The organism is Devosia crocina (genome assembly GCF_900116545.1).
Taxonomy (GTDB): domain Bacteria; phylum Pseudomonadota; class Alphaproteobacteria; order Rhizobiales; family Devosiaceae; genus Devosia; species Devosia crocina.
Genome location: NZ_FPCK01000001.1, coordinates 509,775 through 534,998 on the forward strand (window position 1 = coordinate 509,775; position 25,224 = coordinate 534,998).

The window sequence follows — 25,224 nt, forward strand, 5'->3', positions numbered from 1 at the left end:
AACCGAGCTTGTCAGCAAACACGTCATGCGCCAAACATGGTCGCGGCCACCTCCCTTGTTTGATACGCCCGCCGGGCATGTCTCGCGATCCTGGTGCGTCCGGGCTCGTGCAGCTTCCCGCCTCGTTTCAAGGTTCAATCCATGTCCGCCGCCACTTCCGCTCCGCAAGCTGAGCCCGATCCTCGTCGCTGGATCGCCCTTTTCGTGCTGCTTATCGCCAATTTCATGAACCTGATCGATGTCACCATCGTCAATGTGGCGCTGCCCTCCATGCGCGAGGGGCTGGGCGCCAGCGACAGCCAGATCGAGTGGGTGGTTGCAGCCTATGTGCTGGCCTTCGCGCTTGGTCTGCTGCCTTTCGGCCGGCTGGGCGACATTGTCGGGCGCACGCAGATGTTTCTGTGGGGTGCCATCGGTTTTACTGCGGCATCGGCCCTGTGCGGGCTTTCCGGCTCGATCGAGATGCTGATTGCGGCCCGGGTCATCCAGGGTCTCTTCGGCGCGATGATGGCGCCGCAGGTGCTGGCCATCGCAACGGTGACCTTTCCGGCGGAAGAGCGCGGGCAGGCGTTTTCGCTGTTCGGTCTGTCGGCTGGGCTTGCCTCGGTCTGCGGCCCGATCCTGGGCGGCCTCCTTATCGACGCGCAGATCTTTGGCATGGATTGGGAGCCCATTTTCCTGGTCAATGTACCGATCGGCGTGCTCGCTGTTGTCGCGGGCTGGATACTGATTCCGCGCCTGCCGGGGCATCGTGAGCTCAAGAACGACTATGTCGGCATCGGCCTTTTCGGCGCCGGTATCGTGGCCATCGTTTTCGGCATCGTCGAAGGCGAACCGCTTGGCTGGCCGCTCTGGATCTGGGCGCTGATCGGGGCCGGGCTCGTGCTGATCGGCGGCTTCTACCTCTGGCAGAAGCGGCGGGCGGAGCACGGCCAGTCGCAACTTCTCAACTACGATCTCCTGCGCAACAAGGACTATATGTTCGGCGCTTTCGTCGTCACCATCTATGCCTCGGGCATCCCGGGCATGTTCATGGTGATCTCGCTGCTCCTGCAGTCAGGCTTCGGGTTCTCGCCGCTGCAATCGGGGCTCACCAACACGCCGTTTTCGGTGGGTGTGCTTCTTGCCTCGTTTATCGCAGCGCGCTTCGGCTCGCATTATTTGCGGGCGCGTGTGGCGGCGGCGGGTGCAATGCTTGCCGGCGGCATCCTGTGGCTGCATTTCATCATCCAGGGCGCGGGTGACACGATCGATTCCTGGAGTTTCCTGCTACCTCTGCTGATTGCCGGCGTTGGGCTTGGAACGGGGTTCTCCTCGCTGTTCCAGCTGGTGCTGCGCAACGTGCCGCCGCGCGATGCCGGGGCCGGGTCGGGCGCGCTGCAGGCCTTCCAGCAGGTGGGCGGCGCCATCGGCATCGCCATCGTAGGGCAGATATTCTTCACGCAGCTGGCGGGCAACTTCGCTGCCGGCAAGGCACCCAATGCCGCCTTTGCGGATGCTGCGGCGCTGGCGCTCTGGTATCAGGTTGCTTCGTTCTTGATCGTGCTGCTGCTGTCCTTCCGCTTCCGGCCGTCCAGGCCGCAGGAGCATGGCGGACCCAAGCCGGTGGTGATCGAAGCGTAAAGAAAAAGGCCGCTTCCGGGGAGCGGCCTTTGTTTTCAGAATGGTCCGGTTTTAACGGACGATCAGTGTGCCAGCACCGAACTCGGTGAAGAGCTCGACCAGCACGACATGGGGCTGCTTGCCGTTGAGGATCACGACGCCCTCGACCCCATTGTCGAGCGCTTCAAGGCAAGTCTCGACCTTGGGGATCATGCCGCCCGAAATCGTTCCGTCGGCGATCAGCGCCTTGGCATCGCTCACCGTCAGTTCCGGGATGAGCTTGCCGTCGCGATCGAGCACGCCGGGCACGTCGGTCAGGAACAGCAGGCGCTTGGCGCCCAGCGAGCCGGCAATGGCACCGGCAAAAGTGTCGGCGTTGATGTTATAGGTATTGCCGTCATGGCCGGGCGCCACAGGCGCGATCACCGGGATCATTTCCGAGCGGGCCAGGAGGTCGAGCAGGGTGCGGTCCACCTCCATCGGCTCGCCGACAAAGCCGAGGTCCAGCACGCGCTCGATGTTGGAGCCGGGATCTTTAACCTTCTTTTCCGCCTTGCGGGCGAAGACCATGTTGCCGTCCTTGCCGCAAAGACCGATAGCCCATTCGCCTTCGGCATTGATCAGCGCGACGATTTCCTTGTTGATCGAGCCGGCCAGCACCATCTCAACGATTTCCATGGTCCGCTTGTCGGTGACGCGAAGGCCGCCTTCGAATTTGGATTCGATCCCCAGGTTCTTGAGCATGGAGGCGATCTGCGGCCCCCCGCCATGCACCACGATCGGGTTGACCTTGGATTGCTTGAGGAGCGCGATATCGCGGGCGAAAGCCTGGCCCAGCGCCAGGTCGCCCATGGCGTGACCGCCATATTTGACGACGACGGTCTTGCCTTCGTAGCGCTGCATATAGGGCAGGGCCTGAGCGAGGATGCCAGCATCGTGGCTGAAGCGGTCGGTAGCGGACTGGTCGGACATGGGCTTGGCGGTTTCCTCACAAGGCCTAAGGTCGGCAAAGGGTCTAATCGATTTCTTTGGCCGTTTAAATGATACCCAACGACAAAAACATGGCGGGTGATCCATTATTCCCGCATTTGCGTTGCAGCGATGAGCGACATACAGTGTCCCGCGCAGGGAGAGGCGCAATATCCATATGGCAATGAATCCGGATGCCCGCATCGTAGCGGACCTGATTGCGCGCTGTGCGCTGCGCGACAGGGCCGCGTTCCGCACGCTCTATGATCGCACGAGCGCGAAACTCTTTGGCGTCGTGCTCCGTATTTTGAAGGACAGAGCCGAAGCCGAGGAAGCAATCCAGGAAATCTACATCAAGATCTGGCAGCGCGCCGATCGCTACATTGCCGGCCAGACAAGTCCCATCAGCTGGCTTGTCGCCGTGGCCCGCAATCATGCCCTCGATATCGTCCGGGTGCGCCGGCCAGTTTCGGAAGATATCGACATTGCCCTCGATATCCCCGATGCCGGGCCCAGTCCCGAAGGGCATGCACAAGCCAGACAGGAAAGCGCCCGCATAGAGCATTGCCTTGCTACGCTCGAGCCCGATCGTGCCGATGCGGTGCGCGGCGCCTATCTCGACGGTTTCAGTTATGAAGAACTGGCGCAGCGTCATGCCGTGCCGATCAATACGATGCGAACCTGGCTGCGCCGCAGCCTGATCCGGTTGAGAGAGTGCCTGAGCCTATGAGCGAGCATGAACAAGCAACAAAAGGGGACGAGGCCCGCTCGCGGGTCGCCGAATACGTCCTGGGCTTGCTCAATGCTCGCGAGCATGAGGCTACCAAGACCCTGATCGCCGCGAGCCCGGCGCTGCAAGCGGAAGAAGCCTTCTGGCTCGATCATTTCGCCCCGCTCGACGATCAGGTCGCCCCCGTCTCTCCGCCGCCGCACCTTTTCGGCACCATCGAAAAAAGACTGTTCGGCAGCGCCAACAGAGCAGGCTGGTGGGATAGTCTGGTTCTCTGGCGCAGCGTCGCGGCCGGCGCGCTCTGCGTAGCCGCTGCGGCAGTCGGCTTTTCGGTTCTCCAGCCCAGGCCCGATTCCGCGGCCCTTGCCAATCAGCTCGTTGCCGCGCTTGAGGCCGAGGGCAGCGACGTCCAGTTCCTCGCGCTCTACGATGGCACCGGCGAGGTGCGCCTCACCGCGCTCTCCGGCGCCGAAGTGCCCGGCCGCGCTTATGAACTCTGGGCCATCCAGGGTGGCGCGGCGCCGATCTCTATGGGTCTCGTGCCCATCAATGCGCGCAGCACTGTCGAATTGTCCGACACGGTTCGCTCCGGCTGGGGTGAAGGCTCGGTGCTTGCCATTACGCTCGAACCCGAAGGCGGCGCGCCCGGCGGCATCCCCTCCGGCCCCGTCGTTGCGCAAGGCGCAGTAACGCGGATCTAGGCTCCGCAGCCTCCTCCAGCAACCCCCATCCTGAGGTGCGGAGCGAAAGCGAAGCCTCGGAGGACTAGGGTGTGTCCCAGATGCGTGCGACTTTCCCCCTCTAGATGACATACTGGCCAAGGTGCGCTGAACCTGTTCCTCTCCCTCTCGGGGAGAGGGTGGATCGGCCGCAGGCCGAGACGGGTGAGGGGGCTCGAGGCCAACCGCACGACCCCGCGCGCCTACGATTTTCTCACCTCGAAAGTTTCACTCTTTTTCTCACCGAAACCGCCAAAAACGCGAAAACTGCACCCGAACAGAGCCCGTACCTACCAGCGTCCTGATGATCATCGGGAACAAGATAACAGGAAGGAACTCTGAAAAATGACCATTTCCCTGCGTGCCGTTGCCGTTGCCGTTGCTGCCGTTCTCAGCTTTGGCGCTCTTTCTGGCTCGGCCTTTGCCCAGGACAATCCTGAAGTGGGCGGCGCTGCCATGTTCGCCGACAAGAACATCGTTGAAAACGCCGTCAATTCGGCCGATCACACCACTCTGGTTGCCGCCGTTCAGGCAGCGGGCCTGGTTGACACGCTGTCCGGCGAAGGCCCGTTCACTGTCCTGGCTCCGGTCAATGCCGCTTTCGAAGCTCTTCCGGCCGGCACGGTGGAAGATCTGCTGAAGCCCGAAAACAAGGACATGCTGACCCAGGTGCTGACCTGTCACGTGATCCCGGCCAAGGCTCTGTCGACCGACATTGCCCAGATGGTTGCCGATGATGGCGGCGAGCATGTCGTCGATACCGTTGGTGGCTGCAAGCTCACCCTCAAGGATGAGGGCGGCAATATCACCGTGACCGACGAAAACGGCACCGTGGCCAATGTCACCATTCCTGATGTCATCCAGTCCAATGGTGTGATCCACGTCATCGACGCGGTGCTCACCCCCAAGATGTAACCTCGAAATACGCCGCAACGTATGAGGTTACGAGGCTCCGCCTGCCCCTGGCGGAGCCTCTCGCATTGTTGACGTTTATCTGGAGGAAATCTCGATTATGGTCTCAGCCGGGGCATGGAGAATGATCATGCAGTTATCTCGACGCAGCGTTTTGCTTGGCAGTGCCGCAACCATCGGTCTGTCGGCGTTTTCGATGTTTCACCGCTTGCAGCCCATAGCAGCCGAAGGCGATTTCCCGTTCAAGCTGACCGATGCCGAATGGCAGGCGCGGCTCGACCCGCTAGCCTATGACGTGCTCCGCCACGAGGGTACCGAACGCGCCTTTACCTCTCCGCTCAACGACGAAAAGCGCGCAGGGAACTTTCACTGTGCCGGCTGCGACCAGTTGCTGTTCGAATCTGCCAAGAAGTACGAGAGCGGCACCGGCTGGCCGAGCTTTTGGGATTTTGTCCCCGGCTCGCTGGGCACAACGGAAGATACCAGCTTCGGCATGGTGCGCACGGAAGTCCATTGCGCCAATTGCGGCGGTCACCAGGGCCATGTCTTCAACGATGGCCCGCAGCCGACGGGCCTGCGCTACTGCATCAATGGCGTGTCGCTGCGCTTTGTCGCGGCCTGACATAGGTGGGTTGAGCAGGGCGGCGTTGCCCGGCAAGGACGTTCGAGGCTAGGAGAGCGGATCTTCCAATCTGGCTTCTCACAAGATGCGTCTCACCATCGTCCAGACCGGCGACGTGCCCGAACCGCTCCGTCCCCATTTCGGTCCCTACCACGCCATGTTCGAACGCATGTTTGAGGGGACCAAAACAGCGTCTAGTTACGAAGTTGTCGCCGTTTGTGATAACCAGATGCTAGCAGATCCGGCACATATGGACGCTATAGTGCTGACGGGTTCACCGGCCGGCGTCTACGAAGATCACGCCTGGTTGCCACCCCTGCGCAACTTTATCCGCGCCGCTTACGCTGCCAAGACACCGATGCTCGGCATCTGTTTCGGCCATCAGATCATGGCCGATGCGCTGGGCGGAGAGGTGCGGAAATCCGAAAAAGGCTGGGGTCTTGGCCGGCATCGCTATCGCGTCACCAGTCGCCCGCCCTTCATGGCCGATGCACCCCAAACCCTTGCCATTGCCTGTTCGCATCAGGATCAGGTCATCGTGCCGCCGGCGGAAGCCGAAGTTGTCCTCGCGTCGGACTTTACCCCGAATGCCGGACTTTTCTATAAGACCGGCAAGGCCTTGAGCTTCCAGCCGCACCCTGAATTTCTTGACAATTACGCACTTGCCCTGGTCGAACTGCGCCGCGGGAGGGCACCCGACGATGTGGTCGAGGCGGGCGTCGCCTCCTTCCGGCAACCCTCCGACAGCACCCGCCTGGCCAGCTATATCGGCAGGTTCTTCGCCGGCGAAGCTAGCTAGGCGCCGCTGCTTTCGAGCAGCATGGCGATTTCGGTGCGAAGCTCCTTGAGGCCTTCGCCCTTCTCGCTGGAGGTCAGCAGAACCTCGGGATGCGCGGCGGGGCGCTTGGCGATGGCGGCACGGGTCATCGCAACGACCTTTTCCACGTCCTTGGACAAGGGCTTGTCTGCCTTGGTCAAGACCACCTGATAGCTCACGGCAGCGCGGTCCAGTTCGTTCATCACGCTGATATCATTGTCTTTTGGCCCGTGGCGGCTGTCGATCAGCACATAGACGCGGCGCAGCGTGGCGCGGCCGGTCAGGTACTGGTGGATCAATTGTGTCCACGCCTTGACCTTGGGCTCCGGCGCCTTGGCATAGCCATAGCCGGGCATGTCGACAATGCGCAGCTCTTCGCTCTGACTTTCAAAAATGTTCAGCTCCTGCGTGCGGCCAGGCGTGTTGGAGGTGCGCGCCAAGCTCGAGGTGCCGCATAGAGCGTTGATCAGGCTCGACTTTCCCACGTTTGAACGACCGGCAAAGGCGATTTCGACACGGTCCATCGGCGGCAGGTCGGCGAGCCGGACACAGCCCTTCACAAACACGATGGGCCGGGCAAAGAGCAGGCGGCCGCGCTCGATGAGGTCGGTGGGATAGTTTTTTTCAGTCATTCGTTGCGCCCTCAAAGACAAGGCCCGCTGGAGTGTCCAGCGGGCCCATAGAGTTCCGGAAAGGGATTAGCTCTTGGAGTTTTCGGCCGGCTTGGGCTTCTTGCGGAAGCTGTCCACGATATTGCCGAAAAGGTTCACCTCGGCACCGTGGCGCTTCATGATCACCCACTGCTGGGTCACCGAGAGCAGGTTGTTCCAGGCCCAGTAGATCACGAGACCTGCAGGGAACGTGCCGAGCATGAAGGTGAAGATCACCGGCATCCAGTTGAAGATCATCGCCTGGGTCGGATCCGGCGGGGGCGGATTGAGCTTCATCTGCACCCACATGGTGATGCCCATCACGATCGGCCAGATGCCGAGGTGGAGGAACGAGCCGATGACCGGCAGAGCCATTGGATTCCACGGGATCAGGCCGAACAGGGTGAAAATATTGGTCGGATCGGGTGCGCCGAGATCCTGGATCCAGCCAAAGAAGGGCGCGTGCCGCATCTCGATCGAGATGAAGATAACGGTGTAGAGCGCGAAAAAGACCGGGATCTGAATGAGGATCGGCCAGCAGCCGGAGAGCGGATTGATCTTTTCCTTGCGGTAAAGCTCCATCATCGCCTGTTGCTGGGCAGCGCGATCGTCCTTCAGGCGCTCCTGAATTGCCTTCATTTCCGGCTGCACGCGCCGCATCGCGGCCATGGAGGCATAGGAGCGGTTGGCCAGTGGGAAAAAGATAGCCTTGACGATAACGGTCACTGCGAGGATCGCGAGGCCGAAATTGCCGAAGAGACCGTCGAGCGCCACCAGCAGCCAGTGCATGGGCTTGGTCAGGAAGTGGAACCAGCCCCAGTCGATCAGAAGCTCGAGGCGATCAACGCCCAGGTCGTTCTCATAGGCGGAAATGACCTGGTCTTCCTTGGCCCCCGCGAAGACATAGCTTTCGCTTGTTGCCGTGCCGCCGGCGGGAACGACGACCGGTTGGGTTTCGACATAATTGGTCTGATAGATCGGGGTCGAACCCGTCGTCGAATAGGCAAAGCGCGCATTGATCGCATTGCCCGGCTGGGGGAAAACGGCGGTCGCCCAATATTTGTCGGCGATACCGAGCCAGCCGGTGGTGGAGGAGAAATCGACCTGACGATCGTTCTGGAGGTCGCCATATTTGCGCGCGACGTAGTTGTTCGAGCCAAGAACGCCGATAGGCCCTTCATGCTGGATAAAGAAATTCTGCACCGGCGGAGTGCCCTGACGGACAACGCGCGAATAGGGGAAGAGCGCTACATCGCCCGCACCGGTATTTTCAACCGATTGAGTGATGGTGAACAGGTAGTGGTCGTCGACCGCAATGGTGCGGCGGAAGATCAGGCCCTGGCCATTGTCGTAGCTCAGCGTGACCGGGGTTGCCGCAGTCAGCGTCGTCGTGTCGCCCTCGACTGTCCAGACCGTGTTGGCATCGGGCAGGGCAACGCTGGCACCGGCTGCAGGCGCCCAGCCGTGCTCGACGAAATAGCCGCCCGGAGCACCCGAGGGGCTCAACAGGGTGATGATCGGGGAATCATCGGCTGTGGTTTCGCGATAGTTCTCGAGCTTGAGATCGTCGATGCGGGCGCCGGTCAGGTTGATGGAGCCGGCAAGATCCACGGTGTCGATGGGGATGCGGTTTGAAGCGGCAATGGCGCTGTCGCGATCGGCAAAGGTCTGGGTGCTGAGTGGCTGTTCGGTCGCGGGAGTCGCTGTGCCGCCGACGCCGGTTGTGGGAACAGCAAGCGCTTCCTGTTCCCTTTGTTGCTGGGCGGCGATCTCGGCCTGCTGCTGGGCGCGTTCGAGTTGCGGTCCGGCAATGAAAAACTGCCAGCCGAACAGCACGAGCATGCTCAGCACGACAGCGAGAATCACATTGCGATTGTCAGCATTCATGGTGTCGAGTTCCGTTGGCCGCGCCCGGCCCGAGTCTGGTTTTCGTCCGCCTTCGTGTCGTGCACGCGGGCGATAAGACCGGTAAGGTCGGTGATCATTTTGGCGAAGGGTCGGCTCAGAGCCTCGCGCCTTGCCAGCAGCACATAATCGTGTCCGGGACGGAAGTCATCGGCACATGCTGCCGCAGCCGCGCGCAACCGGCGTTTCATCCGGTTTCGTTCGGGGGAATTGCCCACCTTCTTGGTGACGGTGATCCCTATGCCGGGCAAATCCTCGGCGACAGGCACAACCTGCATCCCAAACGCAGAGCGCCCGGCGCGATTGCCCCGGGCTGCCCTCAAAAACTGCGAGCGCCGCAAGAGGCGGCGCAATTTCGCGGCCTGTTTCTTTTCGGCCGTCATCCGGCCCGAAACCTTAGGCCGACAGCTTCTTGCGGCCGAGCGCGCGGCGGCGGTTCAGGATCGCGCGGCCGTCCTTGGTGGCCATGCGGGCGCGGAAACCGTGACGACGGGCACGCACGAGCTTGGAAGGCTGGTAAGTACGCTTCATGACTTTCAACCGCGCTCGTGCACGGTTCCTCTATTGCTGGCGCAAATTGCGCATAAATCTATCCGGCCGGCGGGGCAGGGCGCGCCAGCTTTGGTCGAGGCGTCTATAGGGAAAAGCCACTGCCAAGTCAACGCGGCAACGGCGGTTCCGGCGCGCTTTCCCGGCTGTTGTCAAGCCGGGGATATGCCAGCATAACTGCACTATCGCTCAGCCTGCCGCGGAATCTGGTACGTGTCTACAAATCCTGACCTGTGCATCGTCGGTGCCGGGGCGCTCGGTATCGACCTTGCGCTTTATGCGCGCCGGCTCGGCGCCAGCGTTGTTCTTGCCGATCGTGAGCAGGTGGAGCCGGGCGACGCTCGCACCCTGGCCGTGCGCGCCGCTGCCTTGTCGGCCAGTGCGGCCCTTGTGCAAGGGATGCGCGCGGGGGCCGAAATGGGGCTTGGCGCCACAGAAGTCAAACTGACGGCCCGCCAGGTCGCCGAGCGCGTCGCCCGCGTGGCGGCGCAGCAGGGACGGGCGGACGCGCCGGAAATCCTTTCAGCAGCGGGCGTAACCGTCATCCGTGGATTGGTCAGCTTCCTCGACAGCCGTTCGCTTCTCGTCGGTGACCTGACGATCCAGCCACGCGCCGTTGTTCTGGCGCTGGGGGGCGATCCCGTCATCCCGGCAATCGCCGGACTTGAGGCGGCCGAGTTCTTTACGCCGGACACCATATTCGACAATCAGCGCAAGCTGACCCATCTCGTGATCATCGGAGGCGATGCTTTTGCCTTTGAACAGGCGCAGGTGCAAAGGCGTCTCGGAGCTCAGGTCACGCTCGTGCCGCATGGCCCGGCACTTGCAGGCTTCGATGCCGAATGTGTTGCGATTCTGTCCAATATCCTCGCGCAGGAGGGTGTGGTCATCGCGCGCGATGCGCAGATCGCTGCTGTGAACACGCGCTCTCAGGGGATCGGTGTCGATCTCAGCCATGCCGATGGCACACTCGAATCGCTCGACGCCTCGCATCTGCTTGTCTCGATGGACCGCAGGGTTGATTTTGCGCCGCTCGATCTTGGAAAAACCAAGATCAAAACCAGCAGCGAAACGGGATATCCGAGCCTTCGGGGCACGCTCGGCGCAACCTCCCTGCGTCATGTCCGCGTGGTTGGCGCCGGAGCGGGGCAAAGCCGCTGGGCGGAGGCACAGGCGCAGGGCCGGGCTGCCATCGATTCCCTCCTCGGTCAGCGCCGCGCTGTGCCTCTTGTGCCGCGGATCGTCGAAACGGCCCCGCCTCTGGCCGAAATCGGTCCGCTTTCCGGGCGTAAAGGCAAATTCAAACCGGGCGAGCAGCTTCTGCGCCAATCATTCAGCGAAAACGATCGCGCCGTGGCCATGGGGGCAGGGCATGGCCTTGCCAAGCTTTCGGTGGACGCCAGGGGCGAAATCCTTGAAGGCGCGATTCTGGGGCTGCAAGCGCCCGAGCTTGCCGCGGTTCTCGCCCTTGCCATGGATCGCCGTATCAGTCTTGCAGATCTTGCCTTTTTGCCGCTGCCGCGCCCGAGTCTTTTCACGATCATCACGCAACTGGCTGAAACCTATAGCGGCTCGAAAAACGTTTCTCTCTGGACCAGCCACGCGCGGACCCTGCGGCGTGTGGTCCGAAATCCGTTCGGGGGCTGACGCCAGGGTTCCTCGTCCCCTATGATCGAGTCGCGATGACAGACGAGCCCCAAGTCACACCCAGCCGATTCTCGGGCCTATCCAACAAGCTGATCGCCGCCATCATTGCGGTGATTCTGCTTGTCGAGGTGGTGATCTATTTGCCCTCCCTGGCCACCTATCGCGCCTCCTGGCTGCAGGACCGGCTGCGGGTGGGGGTTGTTGCCGCGCGTGTGCTCGACGCGGTGCCTGACGTCATGGCGCTGCCGCGCAACCTCACCGATCGTCTCCTTGCTTCCGCAGGAGCCTATGCGATCGTTTACCGGCGTGCGGGGCAAAGCCAGCTTATAGAGCTGGCGGACCCGGTTACGCTCGATAATGTAGTGACTGCCGACCTGCGTCAGAGCGATCTGCCGAGCCTTGTGCTCGGTGCCCTTGACACCTTGTTCGCCCCGCCCAACCGGACGCTACGAATTGTGGGCGAGGGCGATCTCGACGAGAGCCTTGTCGAGATTCTCATGCCCGAGCGGCCGTTGCGGGCCGACATCATCGACTATTCACGCAATATCGTCCTGGTGTCGCTCGGCATCGCCGCGGTTACGGCCTTTGCGCTTTATATGCTCGTGAGCCAGCTCTTTATCCTGCCGGTGCAGCGCCTGACACGAAACATCCTGCGCTTTCGCAAGGCTCCGGAGAACGCCACGCTGATTCTCGCGCCGACACGGCGGGGCGACGAAATCGGCGTGCTCGAAAGCGAATTGTCTGCCATGGAAAGCGAGTTGTTCTCCATGCTGCGCCAGCAGCGGCACCTGGCCGATCTCGGACTTGCCGTCGCCAAGATCAACCATGATCTGCGCAACACGCTGACTTCGGCCCAATTGCTGTCCGATCAGGTGGCGACACTCGATGATCCAAAGGTGCAGCGCCTTGCGCCACGTCTTGTGACCACGCTCGATAAGGCCATCGGCTTTGCCCAGCAGGTGCTCGATTATGGCCGGGAGGCCACCAGCGTGCCCAAGCCAGCCAGCATCGATCTCAAGACGCTGGTCGATGATGCCGGATTCGAAGCGCGCCTCGTGGGCCATCCCAGCGTCCAGTTTCTCGCCGATGTTCCGGCAGGTCTGCTTGTCCACGTCGATCCCGGCCAGATGGGGCGGGTGCTGGTCAATCTCTTCAAGAATGCGCGCGAGGCGCTCGAAGCGAGCAACCAGATCAGCGCGCCTGCGATCAAGGTGTCGCTGGCAGAGGAAGCCGAAACGGTTGTTCTCACTATTTCCGATAATGGTCCGGGCCTACCGCCGCGTGCCCGGGAAAATCTTTTCGTCGCTTTCGAGGGATCAGCCCGGGCAGGTGGAACGGGGTTGGGTCTTGCCATTGCGCGTGAGCTGACCGAGGCAAATGGGGGGACCTTGCGCTATCTCGACGGCCCCCCGCCCGGCACCCGTTTCGAGCTGACCCTGCCCAAAGATATTCACAGCCTTTAGCGGCTTTGCCAAAAATGCGCTGTCACACGCTTGCAATGCGGCAAACGCCGATCTATAGGTTGCCCCGCTTCGGACGGGTGAGCCACTCACCGCCGAATGCCCCGCCGCTCCCAAGCGGCCTGCGCGCCCGTAGCTCAGCTGGATAGAGCACCAGACTACGAATCTGGGGGTCAGGAGTTCGAATCTCTTCGGGCGCGCCATTTCTTATCTTCTGTATGATTGCAAAGTGCTTTCGGCTTTGGTGCGGTGAGCAGGGTCATTGCTGGCGCCATGCTCAATGGCGTCAAGCGCGCTCTCTTTCCGATCAAGGCAGACATGGGATCCGCGCCCCAAGATAACCCCGCGTTCACTCCTCCCGAAACGCGCGTGACATGCTGTCTTCGATAGGTTTTACGAGATATTCCAAAAAGGTTCGCTCGTGCGTGAGGATAAGGATTTCTGCCGGCATGCCGGGCGTAGGCTTGAAACCCTCGACCCTTTCGATCTGTTCGGCAGGAACTGAAACGCGGGCAACGTAGATCTCGCCCGTCGAGGTGTCCGCTGAATTAACCACGGAGTCGGCAGAAACGTAGTCCACGGTCCCGGTCAGGATCGGCGTTGTCCTCTGGTTGAGAGAGGTGAGGCGGATCGAGGCGCTCTCACCCACGCTGACCTCGTCGATCTGCATTCTCGAGACCTGAGCCTCGATGATCAGTGGAACATCCGATGGCAGGATTTCCATGATGGCCTTACCCGTTTCGATCACGCCACCCGGTGTGTGATAGTAGAGGCGAACGACAGTTCCTGTAGCAGGAGCCTTGATGACTGTACGTCCCAGCACATCCTGCGCCTGTCTGATCTGCTCCCGGACCGCGTCGAGTTCGGCTTCGACCGCCTGCAATTCCGCAAAAGCAGATTGCCGTGCGGCATCGCGCAATTGAATGATTTGGCGTTCGAACCTGGCGATCTGCGCGTCGTCCGCTTCCATCTCCGCGCGTAGCTCGGCGATGGCACCATCGGCCTCGGCAATGGCTCTTTCCACCGTATTGAGGGAAGATCGTGTTGCAAGCTGGCTTTCGAGTAGCTTGGCAAGGTTGACGCGCTGCTCTTCGAGTAGGGTCTTCTGCCTATCAATGGCGACGATCTGGGAGGCGTTTCCGTTACGCTCGTACTCAAGCGCTGAGATGTTTTGCTGGAGAATATCGATGTCGTTAGCGAGCTTTGCCGCTGCCGCCGCTGCGTTCTCCCTCTGACTGGTGTCGATCGCTTTTACTTCGGGGTCGGCAATGGCGTCCAGGACCGAGGCGGGGGACAAATAGCTTCCGTCGCCGGCAGCACGCGCCGTCAGTCGTGCCAGCGTTGCTTCCAGCCGAAGGCCCCTCAAGATCAACTGCCGCGCACTCGCTCTGGCAGCGGTCTCGTCCAGCCTGACGAGATCCTGCCCTTCCTGGACCATCTGGCCTTCCCGCACGAGGATCTCGCCGATGATCCCGCCTTCCAAATGTTGTACGATCTTGTTTTCGCCCGATGCGACAAAGCTTCCCGGGGCGATCACGGCAGCCGCCAACGGCGCCGTGGCGGCCCAAATCGCAAAGCCGCCCATGACAACGGCCACAAGCGTGCCCCCGATGATCGTGTGAGTTCTGATCGAACGCGGCACCGCAGAGTACCACTCGATCGTCTTGCCCTCGCTTGCAGCATTCATGGCGTCTTTCCTCCTGGGATGCTGCTCGACTGGGCCTGCGATTTGGGCTTGGCCAGAGCGGCCATCACCTCGTCGCGTTCGCCGAACATGGTCACCATGCCATTATCGAGGACCAGGACCTTATCGACCGCGCGCAGCAAAGCCGGCCTTTGCGTGATAGTCACCACGGTGATCTTCTGTTCGCGCGCATGCATGATCGCTTTGGCCAGCGCGTTTTCGCCGTTGCTGTCTAGGTTTGAGTTGGGCTCATCCAGCACGACAAGCTTGGGCGAACCAAAAAATGCGCGCGCCAAAGCGATGCGTTGTTTCTGGCCGCCCGAAAGCGGCGCACCGTCGCTGGCCACGATCGTCTCATAGCCCTGCGGGAAAGAGGCAATCAGCTGGTGTACGTCTGCAAGGACGGCCGCCTCGAAAATTGCACGATCCTCAACATCTTCGCGCATCCGGGCAATGTTTGCTTTGATCGTTCCGGGGAAGAGCTGCACATCCTGCGGTAGATAGCCGATGTTTTCGCCGAACTGACGCTGGTCCCAGTTTCTGAGGTCCATGAGGTCGAGGCGCACACTGCCCGAAGTTGGAAGAATCGAGCCGACCAACATCTTGCCGAGCGTCGTTTTGCCGGCCCCCGAATTACCGATAATGGCGAGAGATTCCCCTGGACTGAGCGAAAAGGAGATGCCGTTGAGAATGACCTTCTTATTGGGAGGAGGAACGAAGAGAAGCCGTTCGACATCGAGCTGGCCTCGCGGTTCAGGCAGCAGCAACCTCTCGAAGGCAAATGGAGAGGTTTGAAGCAGAAGGCGAATGCGTTTAAAGGCGTTGCGGAACTGAGTGAAAGAATTCCAGCCCTCGATGGCTCCTTCGATGGGCGTGAGTGCCCTGGCGGCTATGATCGAGGCCGCGATCACCATACCGCCGGTCAATTCGCCTTCGATCGCAAGAAAACTTCCCCAACCCAGCATCGTCACTTGAGTCAGCATGCGAGCAGCTTTCGAGCAGCTGGCCATGATGATGTTGCGGTCTTGAGCGAGCACTTGAGAGCGGAGCGACAGTGCTGTGTCACGCCCCCAGATACGGACGGCCTCTGGAATCATCGCCAGGGCGTTGATGATCTGAGCATTGCGCGACATGGAATCGAGGTGCGCCGTGGCTCGACCTAGGAATCCGCTGGAATCGGCAAAGTGGCCGGCGGTGAGGCGTTGGTTCACAAACGCGATCACGACGAGAACCAATGACGCGGCCACAACGATATAGCCAAGATGCGGGTGGACCAAAAACACCGCCAGCACAAAAAGCGGGGCGATCGGCACATCGAAGAAGGCCAGAAGCGTGCCGGACGTGATGAAGGCCCGGATTTGTTGCAGGTCGCCCAGCACCTGGTACTCGCGCCCGGTGCCATTGAGGGAGGCACGGGCAGCAGCCGAGAGGATCGGAGCGCCAAGCTGCGCTTCAACTTCGACTGCCGTTCGCATCAGAATAAATCGCCGAATGGCATCGATCATCGCTTGCAGCAGCACGGCGCCGACTACGACGACCGTCAGCATCACAAGCGTGTCGAGGGAGCGGCTTGTCAGCACCCGGTCGGATATCTGAAACAAATAGACCGGGATTGCCAAAACAAGGACATTGATCACGATGGTGAAGGCCATCACCACGGCGAGGTTGCGCCTGACAGCGGCAAGGCCCGCCCGAAAACTCTCCGCGAAATCGGGGACCGGTGTGCGCTTGTGGAACCGGCCTCCGCCGGGCGGACGTGGTGGAACTTTCGGCCCTGCAGGCGGCGGGTTGCCATTGCGCAGACCAGGCGAGGGTTCAGCCTCTATGATGGGAGGTATCGTGCCGCGTGGGTTAGCTTTTGCCGCTGGAGCCTCGGCATGCGTGGCATCGCCCTTCAGCCCCTCGGGGGCAGGTTGTGACATGACGTGCCTTGGCGGCTCCGGGTCGACCACGGACGCTTCGGCGTCCTGACGAGCTGCTTGAGACGCAAGGAAATCGAGCTTTGAAACGGCCGCATCGATGCCGTCGAGCACATCCTGCATCGTGGCCGCGCGTGCATTTGTGCCAGGGCTCGACACGCGAGGAAGAGTTTCGTCGAGCATGGGTTGGTCGCTCCGGTTCAGGCGAGGACGGATTGCATGACGTCGGCGGGCGCCGGCGTCGCATCGAAGGCGGCAGACAAGGTCGCGTGATGGTCAAGGATGGGCTGCAGCGCAGTCTCGGTATCCAGAAAGGCTACGAGCTCGCTGGCAAAGTTGCCATTGGCCGGGCCGGCCGTACCGACCAGGTCCGCCTGCACAAGTATGGCGTCCGAATAGGTCCCGCCATTTACGTAGAGAGTGTCGCCGGAACTGGCATAGTCAGTGATGCTGGCAAGGTTGACTAGGGCATTCTGGCCAGTGCTGATTTCCCACCCGCTGTCCGGATGCTCGAGCAGGCCCCGCGCATAAACGGCCACATGGTCGGCGTCAGCCAGAACATTCGTCTGTTGCACGACATGCAGGTCGTAGATGCTGCCAGTCACATAAAGCACGCGCAGATGATCCAGTCCTGCGAGGAGCGGATCCTTGCCAAAACCCTCCGGCATGGCGCGCGCTCCGCTTTCGAGCAACTCCATCGCGTCCATGTAGTGTGCGGGCAGGGGGCCAAGTGCAGCTTCTGGCCCATATCTGGTGATGGAGGCCTGGTTCCACAGAAGGTTGTCGGATGTCGTGGCGCTGGCGCTGATGCCCGCGGCATCGAGCATCTGCAGGGTGTCATTGTCGTAAAGGACATTCGCCTGGGAGACGATATTGGCTTCGTAGAGGTCGCCACCAATGATGACGATATCGTAGAAGAGGCCGAGATTGGAGAACGAAGCGTCGTTGAGCCCTATGTTGCCGCCGCTTTCGATGTTGGTGGTCGCTCCGGTTGCGGTCAAAACCATCAAGTCGTTGTCGGTCGAAAAGGTGTACTGGCTTATCCACTCGAGAAAAACCAAATCGCCCTCGAAGACGCTGACCGTCCAGTTCGCAGGCATGGCCTCGATATCCGCCGGTGTTGTCGAGCTACTCGAGCTGGTCAGAATGGACGTGAATCCAGCAAGGTTGTGAGCGGTGTTGCCTTGACTGGTCACCCCGCTCTGGAAGGCGCCATCAAGCTTATCGGCGTCCGAAAAAGCATTGATCTGTGAGATGACATCCAGGCGGACGTGATCGCCAGCGACAGCCACGATTGCAGGCGCGATCGACGCATCCAGTATCGATGCTTCGTTGGTGAGTTGGTTCTGACCGGTAGCGACCTGCATTGTGTTGTCCCCCGAGGTCAGGGAGACCGACCCCGTCGTCACCGTAATCTCGTCCGGTGCGATATCGGGCACTGCCTCATCGAGAGACGGCAGGTCCGCAACGCTTTCGCCATCGAGATGCATGCCCTTGGTGGCCGGGCCAATCGCCGAGGTCGCCACTACTGACGTCTCTTTGTCGTTTACCATTGCGTAAGCAGCATCAGACGCAGCTGCCATGAATTCCGGGATAGCGTGAAAAAGGCCACTTGGGGCCGGGTCCGACAGTGCACCACTAAAGACACCGATTTCAGCCAGCATGGCCTCTACGCCGCTTGTGTCCGGCGCGTAGTTCGGCAGAGGCCCGGAAATCTCGCCGATGACGATGACGTCGTTATCCGTCAGATCAATCGCTTGAACAGCGAGCATGGCGACCGACCCAGGGATGGCGCCTTCATGCGGCACGAAGCCATGACCAGACCGACCGCCAGCGCCCTCTGGCGAAACAGCATTTGGGGGATCGCTCAGTGTGAACGAGACCTGCTGAATCGAGGGGGAAGGGGAATGAAATGGCTCAGCGCGATAAGAATTGGGCGTCGAGGCTTCCTCAGGCTGGTAGCGCACCAGAGGATGATTGGGAGCAAGTTCGAGCGCCTGACGGGGGGCGGGATGCGCTGGCGTGGGCAGGGGGGGCTCTGCGGGCCTGTCGACCGTACGCTCGAATTTATCGTAATCGTGCCGCAAGCGAGCGTCTTCTTCGGCCGAGGCGAAGAGGCCTATGAAATGCGTAATCGTCTCGGTAATTCCGTCCTGATGCATCGCAGTCTCCCTTCAGCGAAGCGAAGGACGCGCGGTGACCGCGCGTCCCGGTTCGGCTGAAGGCGTCAGCTATGGTCGGTTGTGTCGGTGACCGAGCTGTCGGAGTCGCCGCCAACGACGCTGATGTCGACGGCGTTTTGCTGCAGGTTGGCACCCATTGCGATGTCGAGGTTGAACGCGTTGGCGTTGATCGTCGCGTCGCTGTCTGCGGCTGCCGTGATATTGCCGCTCGAGCTCGAGAACGGGTTGTCCCCGATACCATCCCAACCGGTGCCCAACGTGCTTTCCGCGGCAGTGGCGTAGACCTGGAAATTGCCCTCGTTGTACTGGCTCACGCCCGAAAGCGCGTCGTTGTCGATGATGTCGGCAATCTGATTCATCGCGAAGCCCATGCCACCATCGAAGGCGGCACCGCTGAAGACATTCTCGAAGGTCGAGCTGATATCGCCGAAACTTTCGCTCGAGTCATTATAGGAGTCGCTCACGTCAGCGGAATTGAATGCGTCGCTGATCGCGACGTCCAGGTTGAAGGAGCTATCGTTCCCGCCGTTGTTGGAGTCACTGACCGAATTGTCGGAGTTGTCATTGCCCGAGTCGGTCATCGAGTTATCGGAATTGTCGTTGAACGAGTCGGCGTAGTTGGTCGAACTGTCGTTGCCGCCATTGTTGGAGTCGTTGACAGAGTTGTTGGAGTTGTCATTGTTGCTGTCGCGGGTGGAATTGTCGGAATTGTCGTTTCCACCATTGCCGACATTGTCCAATGCGACATCGATCGAATTGTCGGAGTTGTCGTTCCCGACATTGTCCATCGCCACGTCAAGCGAATTATCGGAGTTGTCGTTGTTGCTGTCAGCGACGTTGGTCGACTTGTTGTTGTAGGCGTCGGTCAGGTTGCCGCTGTCCGTCAAAGACGAATCCAGCTGGAAAGTTTCCTGATTGGACCAGTTGCGGCTGTTGTTATTCCCGGAATCGCTGATGTTCAGCGAGTTGTCGGAATTGTCGTTGTAGGAGTCGGCAATCGAATTGTCCGAATTGTCTGAGCTATCAGAGTTGTCTGAGTTATCGGAATTGTCGGAATTGTCCGAACTATCATTTCCGCCGTTGGCGACGTTCTCAAGATTGACGTCCAGCGAATTATCGCTGCTGTCATTCGTTGAGTTGTCCGAATTGTCGTTGTAGCTGTCGTTGGTGGAATTGTCGGAATTGTCGGAGTTATCCGAACTGTCGTTCCCGCCGTTGAACGCATTGTCGAGCGCGATATCGAGCGAATTGTCGCTGCTGTCGTTGCCAGTGTCGTTGACCGAATTGTTGGCGTTGTTGTTGTAGCTGCTGTTGGTCGAATTGTTCGAGCTGTCGGAGTTATCTGAATTATCGGAGTTATCCGAACTGTCGTTCCCGCCGTTCGCCACATTGTCGAGGTCGACCGTCAGAGAGTTGTCGCTGTTGTCGTTCTGCGAGTCGTTCATCGAGTTGTCCGAACTGTCGTTGCCGCCATTGAGACTGTCGGCGATCCCGATACCGATCGAACTGTCATTGGTGACGTTGCTTTGCTGATTGGCGTAGCCGTCATCCTGTATGATGCCGTTATTTTCTCTTGCCATCTTGATCGTTCCCAAATGGGAAGTCGGCTGAACCTCTGTTTTTCTGTCAAGAGATCGTGGCCGCTCTTTCCCTCTTAGCCCTGGACGCCATCTCGGCTCAGTCGGCGGGAAGGAGTTTGTTTGCTTCGACACCCAGGGGTAAGTCGCCACTTCGGGCTAGATCGGACGGGCGATTGCGGCCGGGGTGGACGACAGATAGGTGGGAGCCAATCAACCAACAGCTGACTGTGGCGGGCCTCGTTCAGCCGCAGGTAGCGGAGGTCTTGGCACCCATGCATCATGCTTTCGTCACCCGAACAGAACGGTTGCTGCTTCTCGTCGGTAAACTCAATTATGCTTGGTCAAATACCGAAAGCTTGCTGATCTACCTCATCGCCGATCTGATGCGGACCGACAAGGAAACCGCCATCGTGGTTTTCCTGACCTTAAACACGACGCGCGCCCGTCTCGACCTTGTTGACCGCCTGGCACGAATGGCGTCGACGCCTAAAGGATCGCGAGAAGAGGCATTGGGCATCGTCGCCGCCATGAAGCGCGAGGCGAAGATCCGGAACAAGTTCATCCACTGCATCTATTCGTTCGGAGATGACGGCGAGATCGACAAGACCCAGCTGATGCGCATCGCCGATTTCGGCAACGATTTACGGTACGGAAAGCTGGAGGACATTGACGAAATCGGATTGCGGGAACTGGAGACGTGCATTGCCGAGATAATGACGCTGAACAGAACCATCATGGCATATGTCCGCAACAGAGGAATTTCGCTTTAGCGATCCATGACATCCGACAGCTGATCGCAATTTCAGGCGTTGGGAGCGGGTGCATGGCCTAGCTTCTCCGTCTGCTCCCGGCGCATATATGGGTGGGACTGACCATCGGACCTAAGATCATGGCGCGCTAGGGGCCCAAGACCTGGTCGACGACGCCGCAAGTGTCATTCCAGCTTGGCAAGCTTCGGCCAGTCTGGCTTGACGTCGCGGACATAGCTTGCCGCATGTCATGATCGCTCAACAAGCGACGAAGTGCGTTGGCGAAGGCTTCCACGTCATCGACGGGCACGAGGATGCCGGCGCCTTCGGGGACTGTGTCGGGCACGGCGCCGGTTCGGCAGGTGACGATCGGGAGGCCATGAAGCAGCGCTTCGCCGAGGACAATGCCGTAGCCTTCGTAGCGGGTGGCGAGGGCGAAGATCGTGGCCTGGCGGTAGCGGGTGATGACCTCGGCGTCATTGAGCAGACCCGTCATGGTTATCCGGTCGGAGAGATTGAAGTCGGCAATCTGGCTGCGTAGTCCTGCTTCAACACTGGGATCGTGGGTCTTGCCGACGATCTGTGCCTGCCAGTCGAGATCGCGGATTTTTCCCAGAGCGGAGACAAGGACATCGTGCCCTTTGCGTTCAGCGAGGAGGCCGACGGAGAGAATGAGCGGCGGGAAGAGCGGAGTCTTGACCGGATCCGAAGGGCGGAAGCCGGGCAGTGCGATGGTGATCTTGTCTTCGGCGACGCCGAAATGATCCTTGAGAATGCGCGCCGTATGGGGGCTGGGCACCAGCACCGCCTGGGCGAGAGCGAGATTGTCAGCTTCGCGCTGCAGCAGATAGGCGGAGCGTTCGGGCGATAGACCTGTTTCGAGGCCAAGGGGATGGTGGATCATGGCGATGATGGGCGCCTTGACCGTTGCCAGCCCCGCTGTATCGATCGACCCGAAGACCAGACCATCGATGATGAGCGGCGTGTCTTCCGAAAGGGCCGCCATGGCGTCTATGGCGGCCTGTGTTTCGGCGGGCGTCGGATCGGGAAAGCCAGCGCCGAGTTCGATATGCTCAACCGGCCTGCCATTGCGGCGCAAGGCTTGGAGCAGTTCGTATTCATAGATATAGCCGCCGGTCTTCTGGGTAGCGTCGCCGGGAATGGCGAAGGCGGCGGGGCGCTTGGTGCTCATTGGACAAGTTGCTCGCTGGCAAAGGTGTGGAGGACACGCTGCTCCAGGATGTGCACCAGCGCATAGATCAGGCTCGCGGTGACGGCGAGGACAACGATCGCGCTCCAGAGGAGGTTGTAGTTCGAGGTCGAGGCCGTCAGGGCCATCAGGCTCCCCATGCCGGTACCGGTGGCCAGCCACTCGGCGGTGGTGGCGGCAAGGAGCGCGCTCGGCACGGCCATGCGGGCCGAGGCGAAGAAGGCGGGGGCCATGGCGGGGAGCTGGGCATGCGCCAGTCTTTGCCAGGGGGAGGCGGCATAGGTCGAAAAAAGATCTAGCACCGGGCGCGGGGTGCGGCGCATGCCTTCGAGACAGGCTGCAAGGGTGGGAAAAAAGATCATGACCGCCACGATGGTGATCGTCCCGACTGCGCCGCGGCCCAGCGCCAGGACGAAAAGCGGCGCTGTGGTAACGATGGGGATCGAGCGCAAGGCGATGGCGATTGGCAGTGTTGCCGAGGCGAGACGCGGTTGAGTGACGAGGAGAACAGCCAGTCCGGCGCCGAGGGCAAGGCCGACGAGATATCCCGGAATGGTCAGGGAAAGGGTCTGCCAGAAGGCGGTGAAAAGTGCCGCGCGATTGGTCGCGGCGGCAGGATCCGAGACAAGGAAAGCCCAGACGTCCTGTGGGCCTTTGGCGAAGAAAGGCGAGAGGTTGAGACCTTTGATGAGGCCGATCCAGACGCCAAGCACGGCGAGGATGAGGAGGATTAGGTAAATCAAACCCGAGCCGGTTCGCGCGGTCATGCCGACGCTCGGCCCATCTTGCCGTGAGGCGAGCAGCAAAGGCGGCGGACCCGCGCCAAGACAGCGGCCAAGCCAGCCGAACAGCCAGAAGGCGGCTGCTGAAAGTGCCGCGGCTGTGGTCGCAATAGCCCAGGTCATTTCAACGTCCAGCCCGCGCATGGCGCGAATGCTGAGGACCCCGAGGCCGCGTTCGGCGCCGGTGAATTCGCCCACCATGGCGCCGAGAAATGCGGCCGGCGCGCCGATCTGGAGACCGGCGATGAAATAGGGGAGGGACGCCATGGCCCGGACATGGATGAGTTCGCTCAAGCGCCCTCTTCCATAGCTGCGCACGAGATCGAGCCAGCTGCCGGGCGTCGCCCGGAGGCCGACGAGAAGGCAGAGATAGGTTGTGTAATAGGTGGCAAGGGCTGCAAGCGTGATCTGCGGCCCGTCGCCGACGCCAAAGATCACGCGCAGGATGGGCCCGGTGGCAACGAAGGGCAGGCAGAAGAAGACGAGCGCTAGACCCGAGACAAGCTGTTCGAGCCGCGGCAAGGCCAGTGCGATGCCGGCGAGCAGGATCGCTGCGACATTCCCGATGAAAAAGCCGATGGCAGCCGATTGCAGAGTAATGCCGGACGACCGCAGGAGGAGCGAGCCTTCTTCGGCAATCGCGCCGAGGACCGCGAGAGGCCCTGCAAAGACAAACATGTCCGCTGTTGCGCTGGCCAGCGCCTGCCAAAGGGCGATGAGGACACAAGCTGCAAAAAGCGTCGGCAAGGCGTTTGGCGAAAAAGGCGCGGTGCGGGTGGTCACGAGACGGGCTCTACTCCGCTTTTCGCCCCAAGGGCCGACGCGATGGCCTCGATCAATGCGGGCCGGGCTGCCGGATTATGCCGGGCGCCGTCAAAATCGCCGGTGATCCGCGCCGGCCTTGGTGAAAACACGAGCACGCGGTCGCTGAGCGTAGCGGCTTCGGCGATGGAGTGGGTGACGAGCAGCGTCGTCGTGCCGCGCTCCTGCCAGAGCGTCGGCAGTTCGGCATTAAGGCGGGTTCGGGTCAATTCGTCCACCGCGCCAAAGGGTTCATCAAGAAGCAGGAGCCCAGGCTGGGTGACAAGGCAACGTGCGATGGCGGCCCGCTGTCGCATGCCGCCGGACAGTTCTGCGGGTCGCGTCTCGGCAAAGTGCCTGAGGCCGACAAGCGCGATCAGATGATCGACGCGTTCGCGATCGGCTGGCCGGCGCGCCAATTTGAGGGCCAGAGCAACATTCTGCCGAACCGTCAGCCACGGCAAGAGCGCGGCATCCTGAAACGCGAAGGCGAGACCTGCCGCTTTGGTCACGGCTTCTGGCGTTTCATCGCCGATGGAAATCACGCCGCCGCTCGGCTTCTCGAGCCCGGCGACGAGGCGGAGCAAGGTCGACTTGCCGCAGCCCGATGGCCCAACCAGAGCGGTCGTCCGGCCGGCCTCGAAGGTGAGGTCGAGCGGACCAACGGCATCGACGGCACGGCCGCCGAGGTGGAAGGTCTTTTCGAGCCCCTTGCACACAACCTTGGGCGGCATGGACGCCTCTCTTTCAGCCATGCACTTCCTCAAGGATCGAACGGTCCCAGAGATCGGGCGTGACCGAGCGGCCCAAGAGCGCCAGCGTCTCGACATTCTGGGCCACGGTTTCGTCGGTGAACCAGCCAAAGCCATTGGCATCGGTCAATTCGGAAAACATCAGCGGCACCTGCCGCTCGGCCTGCAATTCCTGGGTGGGCAGGTCGAGGCCCTGGTCGGGATACATTTCAAGCGTCAGCGCCGCAGCCGCCTTGGGATCGGCCCTGAAGTCGTTCCAGCCGCGCACTTCGCCGGCCATCATGGCCACGAGGTCGGCGCGGCGATTGGCAAGGCTATCCTCGGTCGCGATATAGGTTTGCGAGTGGACGGCGTAGCCATGGTCGGCCATCAGCATGGTGACGCTCTCGATACCCTGGATAGCCATGGCGACCGGCAGGTCGGTCTGCCAGCAGAGAAGGCAATCGACTTGGTTCGCGACCAAAGGCGCCGCATCATACTGCGTGGGCACGATCTCGATCCCGTTGATGTCGACATTGTTGATGGTGCAGAGCGCCTGCAGGACCGGGGTATTGGCGAGCGCCATGCCGATCTTCTTGCCCACGAGATCCGCCGGCGTATTGATAGGGTTTTCCGGCAGCGAGGCGATGACGAAAGGATTTTTCTGCATGGCTACGCCGATGATCTTGAACGGCGCGCCCTGTTCCACCGAGGCCGAGGCATAGTCGGCGGCCGAGATACCGATCAGTGCCTGGCCCGTGACCACAGCTGGATCGACCGGCGCATTGGGGCCGCCGGGATTGAGTGCCACGTTGAGCCCGGCTTCGCTCCAATAGCCCTTCGACTTGGCGATATAACTACCGCCGAACTGCACCGAATGAAGCCAGCTCAGTTGCAGGGCGACGTCCTTGCTGTCCTGCGCGAGGAGCCGTGGCGAAAAAGCGGCGAGACCCAGTGTGCCGAGGCCGGCACCGACAAATGAACGGCGAGAAAGTTTGAACAT

23 protein-coding genes and 1 tRNA gene are annotated in these 25,224 nt (G+C 61.0%); 11 read left to right on the top strand and 13 right to left on the bottom strand.

Features of this window, described 5'->3' with window-relative positions; all coding sequences use genetic code 11:
* Positions 1 to 141: 141 nt before the first annotated feature.
* Positions 142 to 1,623 carry a DHA2 family efflux MFS transporter permease subunit gene (locus tag BM364_RS02365; RefSeq protein ID WP_092420409.1) on the top strand — a complete coding sequence of 494 codons (1,482 nt, stop codon included), beginning with the start codon at positions 142 to 144 and terminating at the stop codon, positions 1,621 to 1,623.
* A gap of 51 nt (positions 1,624 to 1,674) precedes the next feature.
* On the opposite strand, the gene argB is transcribed toward BM364_RS02365, so the two are convergent.
* Positions 1,675 to 2,574 (bottom strand): acetylglutamate kinase, encoded by a 900-nt coding sequence (gene argB, locus BM364_RS02370; RefSeq protein WP_092420412.1) that lies wholly within the window; start codon positions 2,572 to 2,574, stop codon positions 1,675 to 1,677.
* A gap of 181 nt (positions 2,575 to 2,755) precedes the next feature.
* Between argB and BM364_RS02375 the strand changes: the two genes are divergently transcribed.
* The 5 genes from BM364_RS02375 (at position 2,756) to BM364_RS02395 (ending at position 6,353) form a co-directional block, all read left to right on the top strand.
* A complete protein-coding gene (locus tag BM364_RS02375; RefSeq protein ID WP_092420415.1) occupies positions 2,756 to 3,301 on the top strand; it encodes a sigma-70 family RNA polymerase sigma factor in 546 nt (181 codons plus the stop codon).
* On the top strand, positions 3,298 to 4,002 hold the full coding sequence (locus BM364_RS02380; protein WP_092420418.1) for an anti-sigma factor: 705 nt from the start codon (positions 3,298 to 3,300) through the stop codon (positions 4,000 to 4,002). The genes BM364_RS02375 and BM364_RS02380 overlap by 4 nt, the downstream gene beginning before the upstream one ends.
* Before the next feature lie 363 nt (positions 4,003 to 4,365).
* Positions 4,366 to 4,935, top strand: a complete 570-nt coding sequence (locus BM364_RS02385) for a fasciclin domain-containing protein (RefSeq protein WP_092420421.1) — start codon at positions 4,366 to 4,368, stop codon at positions 4,933 to 4,935.
* A 127-nt stretch (positions 4,936 to 5,062) separates the two neighbouring features.
* Positions 5,063 to 5,554, top strand: coding sequence for a peptide-methionine (R)-S-oxide reductase MsrB (msrB, locus tag BM364_RS02390; RefSeq protein ID WP_092423779.1), 492 nt, complete (start codon positions 5,063 to 5,065; stop codon positions 5,552 to 5,554).
* 85 nt (positions 5,555 to 5,639) lie between these two features.
* The gene (locus tag BM364_RS02395) at positions 5,640 to 6,353 is read left to right on the top strand and encodes a glutamine amidotransferase-related protein (RefSeq protein WP_092420424.1); all 714 of its coding nucleotides are present in this window, start codon (positions 5,640 to 5,642) and stop codon (positions 6,351 to 6,353) included.
* On the opposite strand, the gene yihA is transcribed toward BM364_RS02395, so the two are convergent.
* From yihA to rpmH, 4 genes are all read right to left on the bottom strand, one after another.
* Positions 6,350 to 7,003: a ribosome biogenesis GTP-binding protein YihA/YsxC gene (gene yihA / locus BM364_RS02400; RefSeq protein ID WP_092420427.1), complete on the bottom strand. Its 654-nt coding sequence runs from the start codon at positions 7,001 to 7,003 to the stop codon at positions 6,350 to 6,352. The two genes, BM364_RS02395 and yihA, sit on opposite strands and share 4 nt — an antisense overlap.
* 66 nt (positions 7,004 to 7,069) lie before the next feature.
* Positions 7,070 to 8,908 (bottom strand): membrane protein insertase YidC, encoded by a 1,839-nt coding sequence (gene yidC / locus BM364_RS02405; protein WP_092420430.1) that lies wholly within the window; start codon positions 8,906 to 8,908, stop codon positions 7,070 to 7,072.
* Positions 8,905 to 9,309, bottom strand: coding sequence for a ribonuclease P protein component (gene rnpA / locus BM364_RS02410; protein ID WP_092420433.1), 405 nt, complete (start codon positions 9,307 to 9,309; stop codon positions 8,905 to 8,907). Before rnpA ends, yidC begins: the two co-directional genes overlap by 4 nt.
* Before the next feature lie 13 nt (positions 9,310 to 9,322).
* A complete protein-coding gene (gene rpmH / locus BM364_RS02415) occupies positions 9,323 to 9,457 on the bottom strand; it encodes a 50S ribosomal protein L34 (protein WP_046105410.1) in 135 nt (44 codons plus the stop codon).
* 231 nt (positions 9,458 to 9,688) lie between these two features.
* Between rpmH and BM364_RS02420 the strand changes: the two genes are divergently transcribed.
* From BM364_RS02420 to BM364_RS18915, 4 genes are all read left to right on the top strand, one after another.
* Complete coding sequence (locus BM364_RS02420; RefSeq protein ID WP_175528425.1) at positions 9,689 to 11,122, top strand: FAD-dependent oxidoreductase; 1,434 nt, start codon at positions 9,689 to 9,691, stop codon at positions 11,120 to 11,122.
* Between the two features lie 35 nt (positions 11,123 to 11,157).
* Entirely contained in the window at positions 11,158 to 12,585 is a 1,428-nt protein-coding gene (locus BM364_RS02425; RefSeq protein ID WP_092420439.1) for a sensor histidine kinase, read from the top strand.
* 123 nt (positions 12,586 to 12,708) lie between these two features.
* Positions 12,709 to 12,785: transfer RNA gene (locus tag BM364_RS02430), tRNA-Arg, on the top strand.
* A gap of 19 nt (positions 12,786 to 12,804) precedes the next feature.
* Positions 12,805 to 12,972 carry an alanine:cation symporter family protein gene (locus BM364_RS18915; RefSeq protein ID WP_483088804.1) on the top strand — a complete coding sequence of 56 codons (168 nt, stop codon included), beginning with the start codon at positions 12,805 to 12,807 and terminating at the stop codon, positions 12,970 to 12,972.
* On the opposite strand, the gene BM364_RS02435 is transcribed toward BM364_RS18915, so the two are convergent.
* The 4 genes from BM364_RS02435 to BM364_RS02450 all read right to left on the bottom strand — a co-directional run bounded on the left by BM364_RS02435 (position 12,932) and on the right by BM364_RS02450 (position 19,948).
* Positions 12,932 to 14,269, bottom strand: coding sequence for an HlyD family type I secretion periplasmic adaptor subunit (locus BM364_RS02435; protein WP_092420442.1), 1,338 nt, complete (start codon positions 14,267 to 14,269; stop codon positions 12,932 to 12,934). The genes BM364_RS18915 and BM364_RS02435 overlap by 41 nt on opposite strands.
* Entirely contained in the window at positions 14,266 to 16,368 is a 2,103-nt protein-coding gene (locus BM364_RS02440; RefSeq protein ID WP_092420445.1) for a type I secretion system permease/ATPase, read from the bottom strand. Before BM364_RS02440 ends, BM364_RS02435 begins: the two co-directional genes overlap by 4 nt.
* A 17-nt stretch (positions 16,369 to 16,385) precedes the next feature.
* Positions 16,386 to 18,347 carry a hypothetical protein gene (locus tag BM364_RS02445; RefSeq protein WP_092420448.1) on the bottom strand — a complete coding sequence of 654 codons (1,962 nt, stop codon included), beginning with the start codon at positions 18,345 to 18,347 and terminating at the stop codon, positions 16,386 to 16,388.
* A gap of 65 nt (positions 18,348 to 18,412) precedes the next feature.
* On the bottom strand, positions 18,413 to 19,948 hold the full coding sequence (locus BM364_RS02450) for a hypothetical protein (RefSeq protein ID WP_092420451.1): 1,536 nt from the start codon (positions 19,946 to 19,948) through the stop codon (positions 18,413 to 18,415).
* A 272-nt stretch (positions 19,949 to 20,220) separates the two neighbouring features.
* Between BM364_RS02450 and BM364_RS02455 the strand changes: the two genes are divergently transcribed.
* The gene (locus BM364_RS02455; RefSeq protein WP_092420453.1) at positions 20,221 to 20,718 is read left to right on the top strand and encodes a hypothetical protein; all 498 of its coding nucleotides are present in this window, start codon (positions 20,221 to 20,223) and stop codon (positions 20,716 to 20,718) included.
* A 127-nt stretch (positions 20,719 to 20,845) separates the two neighbouring features.
* On the opposite strand, the gene BM364_RS02460 is transcribed toward BM364_RS02455, so the two are convergent.
* From BM364_RS02460 to BM364_RS02475, 4 genes are read right to left on the bottom strand one after another with little or no spacing between them, the layout of a single operon-like run.
* Complete coding sequence (locus BM364_RS02460; RefSeq protein WP_092420456.1) at positions 20,846 to 21,889, bottom strand: glycosyltransferase family 4 protein; 1,044 nt, start codon at positions 21,887 to 21,889, stop codon at positions 20,846 to 20,848.
* Positions 21,886 to 23,472: an ABC transporter permease gene (locus BM364_RS02465; protein ID WP_210186374.1), complete on the bottom strand. Its 1,587-nt coding sequence runs from the start codon at positions 23,470 to 23,472 to the stop codon at positions 21,886 to 21,888. The genes BM364_RS02460 and BM364_RS02465 overlap by 4 nt, the downstream gene beginning before the upstream one ends.
* Positions 23,469 to 24,224: an ABC transporter ATP-binding protein gene (locus BM364_RS02470; RefSeq protein WP_092423783.1), complete on the bottom strand. Its 756-nt coding sequence runs from the start codon at positions 24,222 to 24,224 to the stop codon at positions 23,469 to 23,471. The genes BM364_RS02465 and BM364_RS02470 overlap by 4 nt, the downstream gene beginning before the upstream one ends.
* Positions 24,225 to 24,237: 13 nt before the next feature.
* On the bottom strand, positions 24,238 to 25,224 hold the full coding sequence (locus BM364_RS02475; RefSeq protein WP_092420459.1) for an ABC transporter substrate-binding protein: 987 nt from the start codon (positions 25,222 to 25,224) through the stop codon (positions 24,238 to 24,240).

Bases quoted from the DNA above. Each gene is read 5' to 3' on its own strand.
- BM364_RS02365 (WP_092420409.1), top strand. From the start codon at position 142: ATGTCCGCCGCCACTTCCGCTCCGCAAGCTGAGCCCGATCCTCGTCGC.
- BM364_RS02440 (WP_092420445.1), bottom strand. From the start codon at position 16,368: ATGCTCGACGAAACTCTTCCTCGCGTGTCGAGCCCTGGCACAAATGCA.
- BM364_RS02455 (WP_092420453.1), top strand. From the start codon at position 20,221: ATGCATCATGCTTTCGTCACCCGAACAGAACGGTTGCTGCTTCTCGTC.
- yihA (WP_092420427.1), bottom strand. From the start codon at position 7,003: ATGACTGAAAAAAACTATCCCACCGACCTCATCGAGCGCGGCCGCCTG.
- BM364_RS02375 (WP_092420415.1), top strand. From the start codon at position 2,756: ATGAATCCGGATGCCCGCATCGTAGCGGACCTGATTGCGCGCTGTGCG.
- BM364_RS02425 (WP_092420439.1), top strand. From the start codon at position 11,158: ATGACAGACGAGCCCCAAGTCACACCCAGCCGATTCTCGGGCCTATCC.
- BM364_RS02460 (WP_092420456.1), bottom strand. From the start codon at position 21,889: ATGAGCACCAAGCGCCCCGCCGCCTTCGCCATTCCCGGCGACGCTACC.
- BM364_RS02380 (WP_092420418.1), top strand. From the start codon at position 3,298: ATGAGCGAGCATGAACAAGCAACAAAAGGGGACGAGGCCCGCTCGCGG.
- yidC (WP_092420430.1), bottom strand. From the start codon at position 8,908: ATGAATGCTGACAATCGCAATGTGATTCTCGCTGTCGTGCTGAGCATG.
- BM364_RS02445 (WP_092420448.1), bottom strand. From the start codon at position 18,347: ATGCATCAGGACGGAATTACCGAGACGATTACGCATTTCATAGGCCTC.
- BM364_RS02435 (WP_092420442.1), bottom strand. From the start codon at position 14,269: ATGAATGCTGCAAGCGAGGGCAAGACGATCGAGTGGTACTCTGCGGTG.
- BM364_RS02395 (WP_092420424.1), top strand. From the start codon at position 5,640: ATGCGTCTCACCATCGTCCAGACCGGCGACGTGCCCGAACCGCTCCGT.
- BM364_RS02475 (WP_092420459.1), bottom strand. From the start codon at position 25,224: ATGTTCAAACTTTCTCGCCGTTCATTTGTCGGTGCCGGCCTCGGCACA.
- BM364_RS02450 (WP_092420451.1), bottom strand. From the start codon at position 19,948: ATGGCAAGAGAAAATAACGGCATCATACAGGATGACGGCTACGCCAAT.
- rpmH (WP_046105410.1), bottom strand. From the start codon at position 9,457: ATGAAGCGTACTTACCAGCCTTCCAAGCTCGTGCGTGCCCGTCGTCAC.
- argB (WP_092420412.1), bottom strand. From the start codon at position 2,574: ATGTCCGACCAGTCCGCTACCGACCGCTTCAGCCACGATGCTGGCATC.
- msrB (WP_092423779.1), top strand. From the start codon at position 5,063: ATGCAGTTATCTCGACGCAGCGTTTTGCTTGGCAGTGCCGCAACCATC.
- rnpA (WP_092420433.1), bottom strand. From the start codon at position 9,309: ATGACGGCCGAAAAGAAACAGGCCGCGAAATTGCGCCGCCTCTTGCGG.
- BM364_RS02470 (WP_092423783.1), bottom strand. From the start codon at position 24,224: ATGCCGCCCAAGGTTGTGTGCAAGGGGCTCGAAAAGACCTTCCACCTC.
- BM364_RS02385 (WP_092420421.1), top strand. From the start codon at position 4,366: ATGACCATTTCCCTGCGTGCCGTTGCCGTTGCCGTTGCTGCCGTTCTC.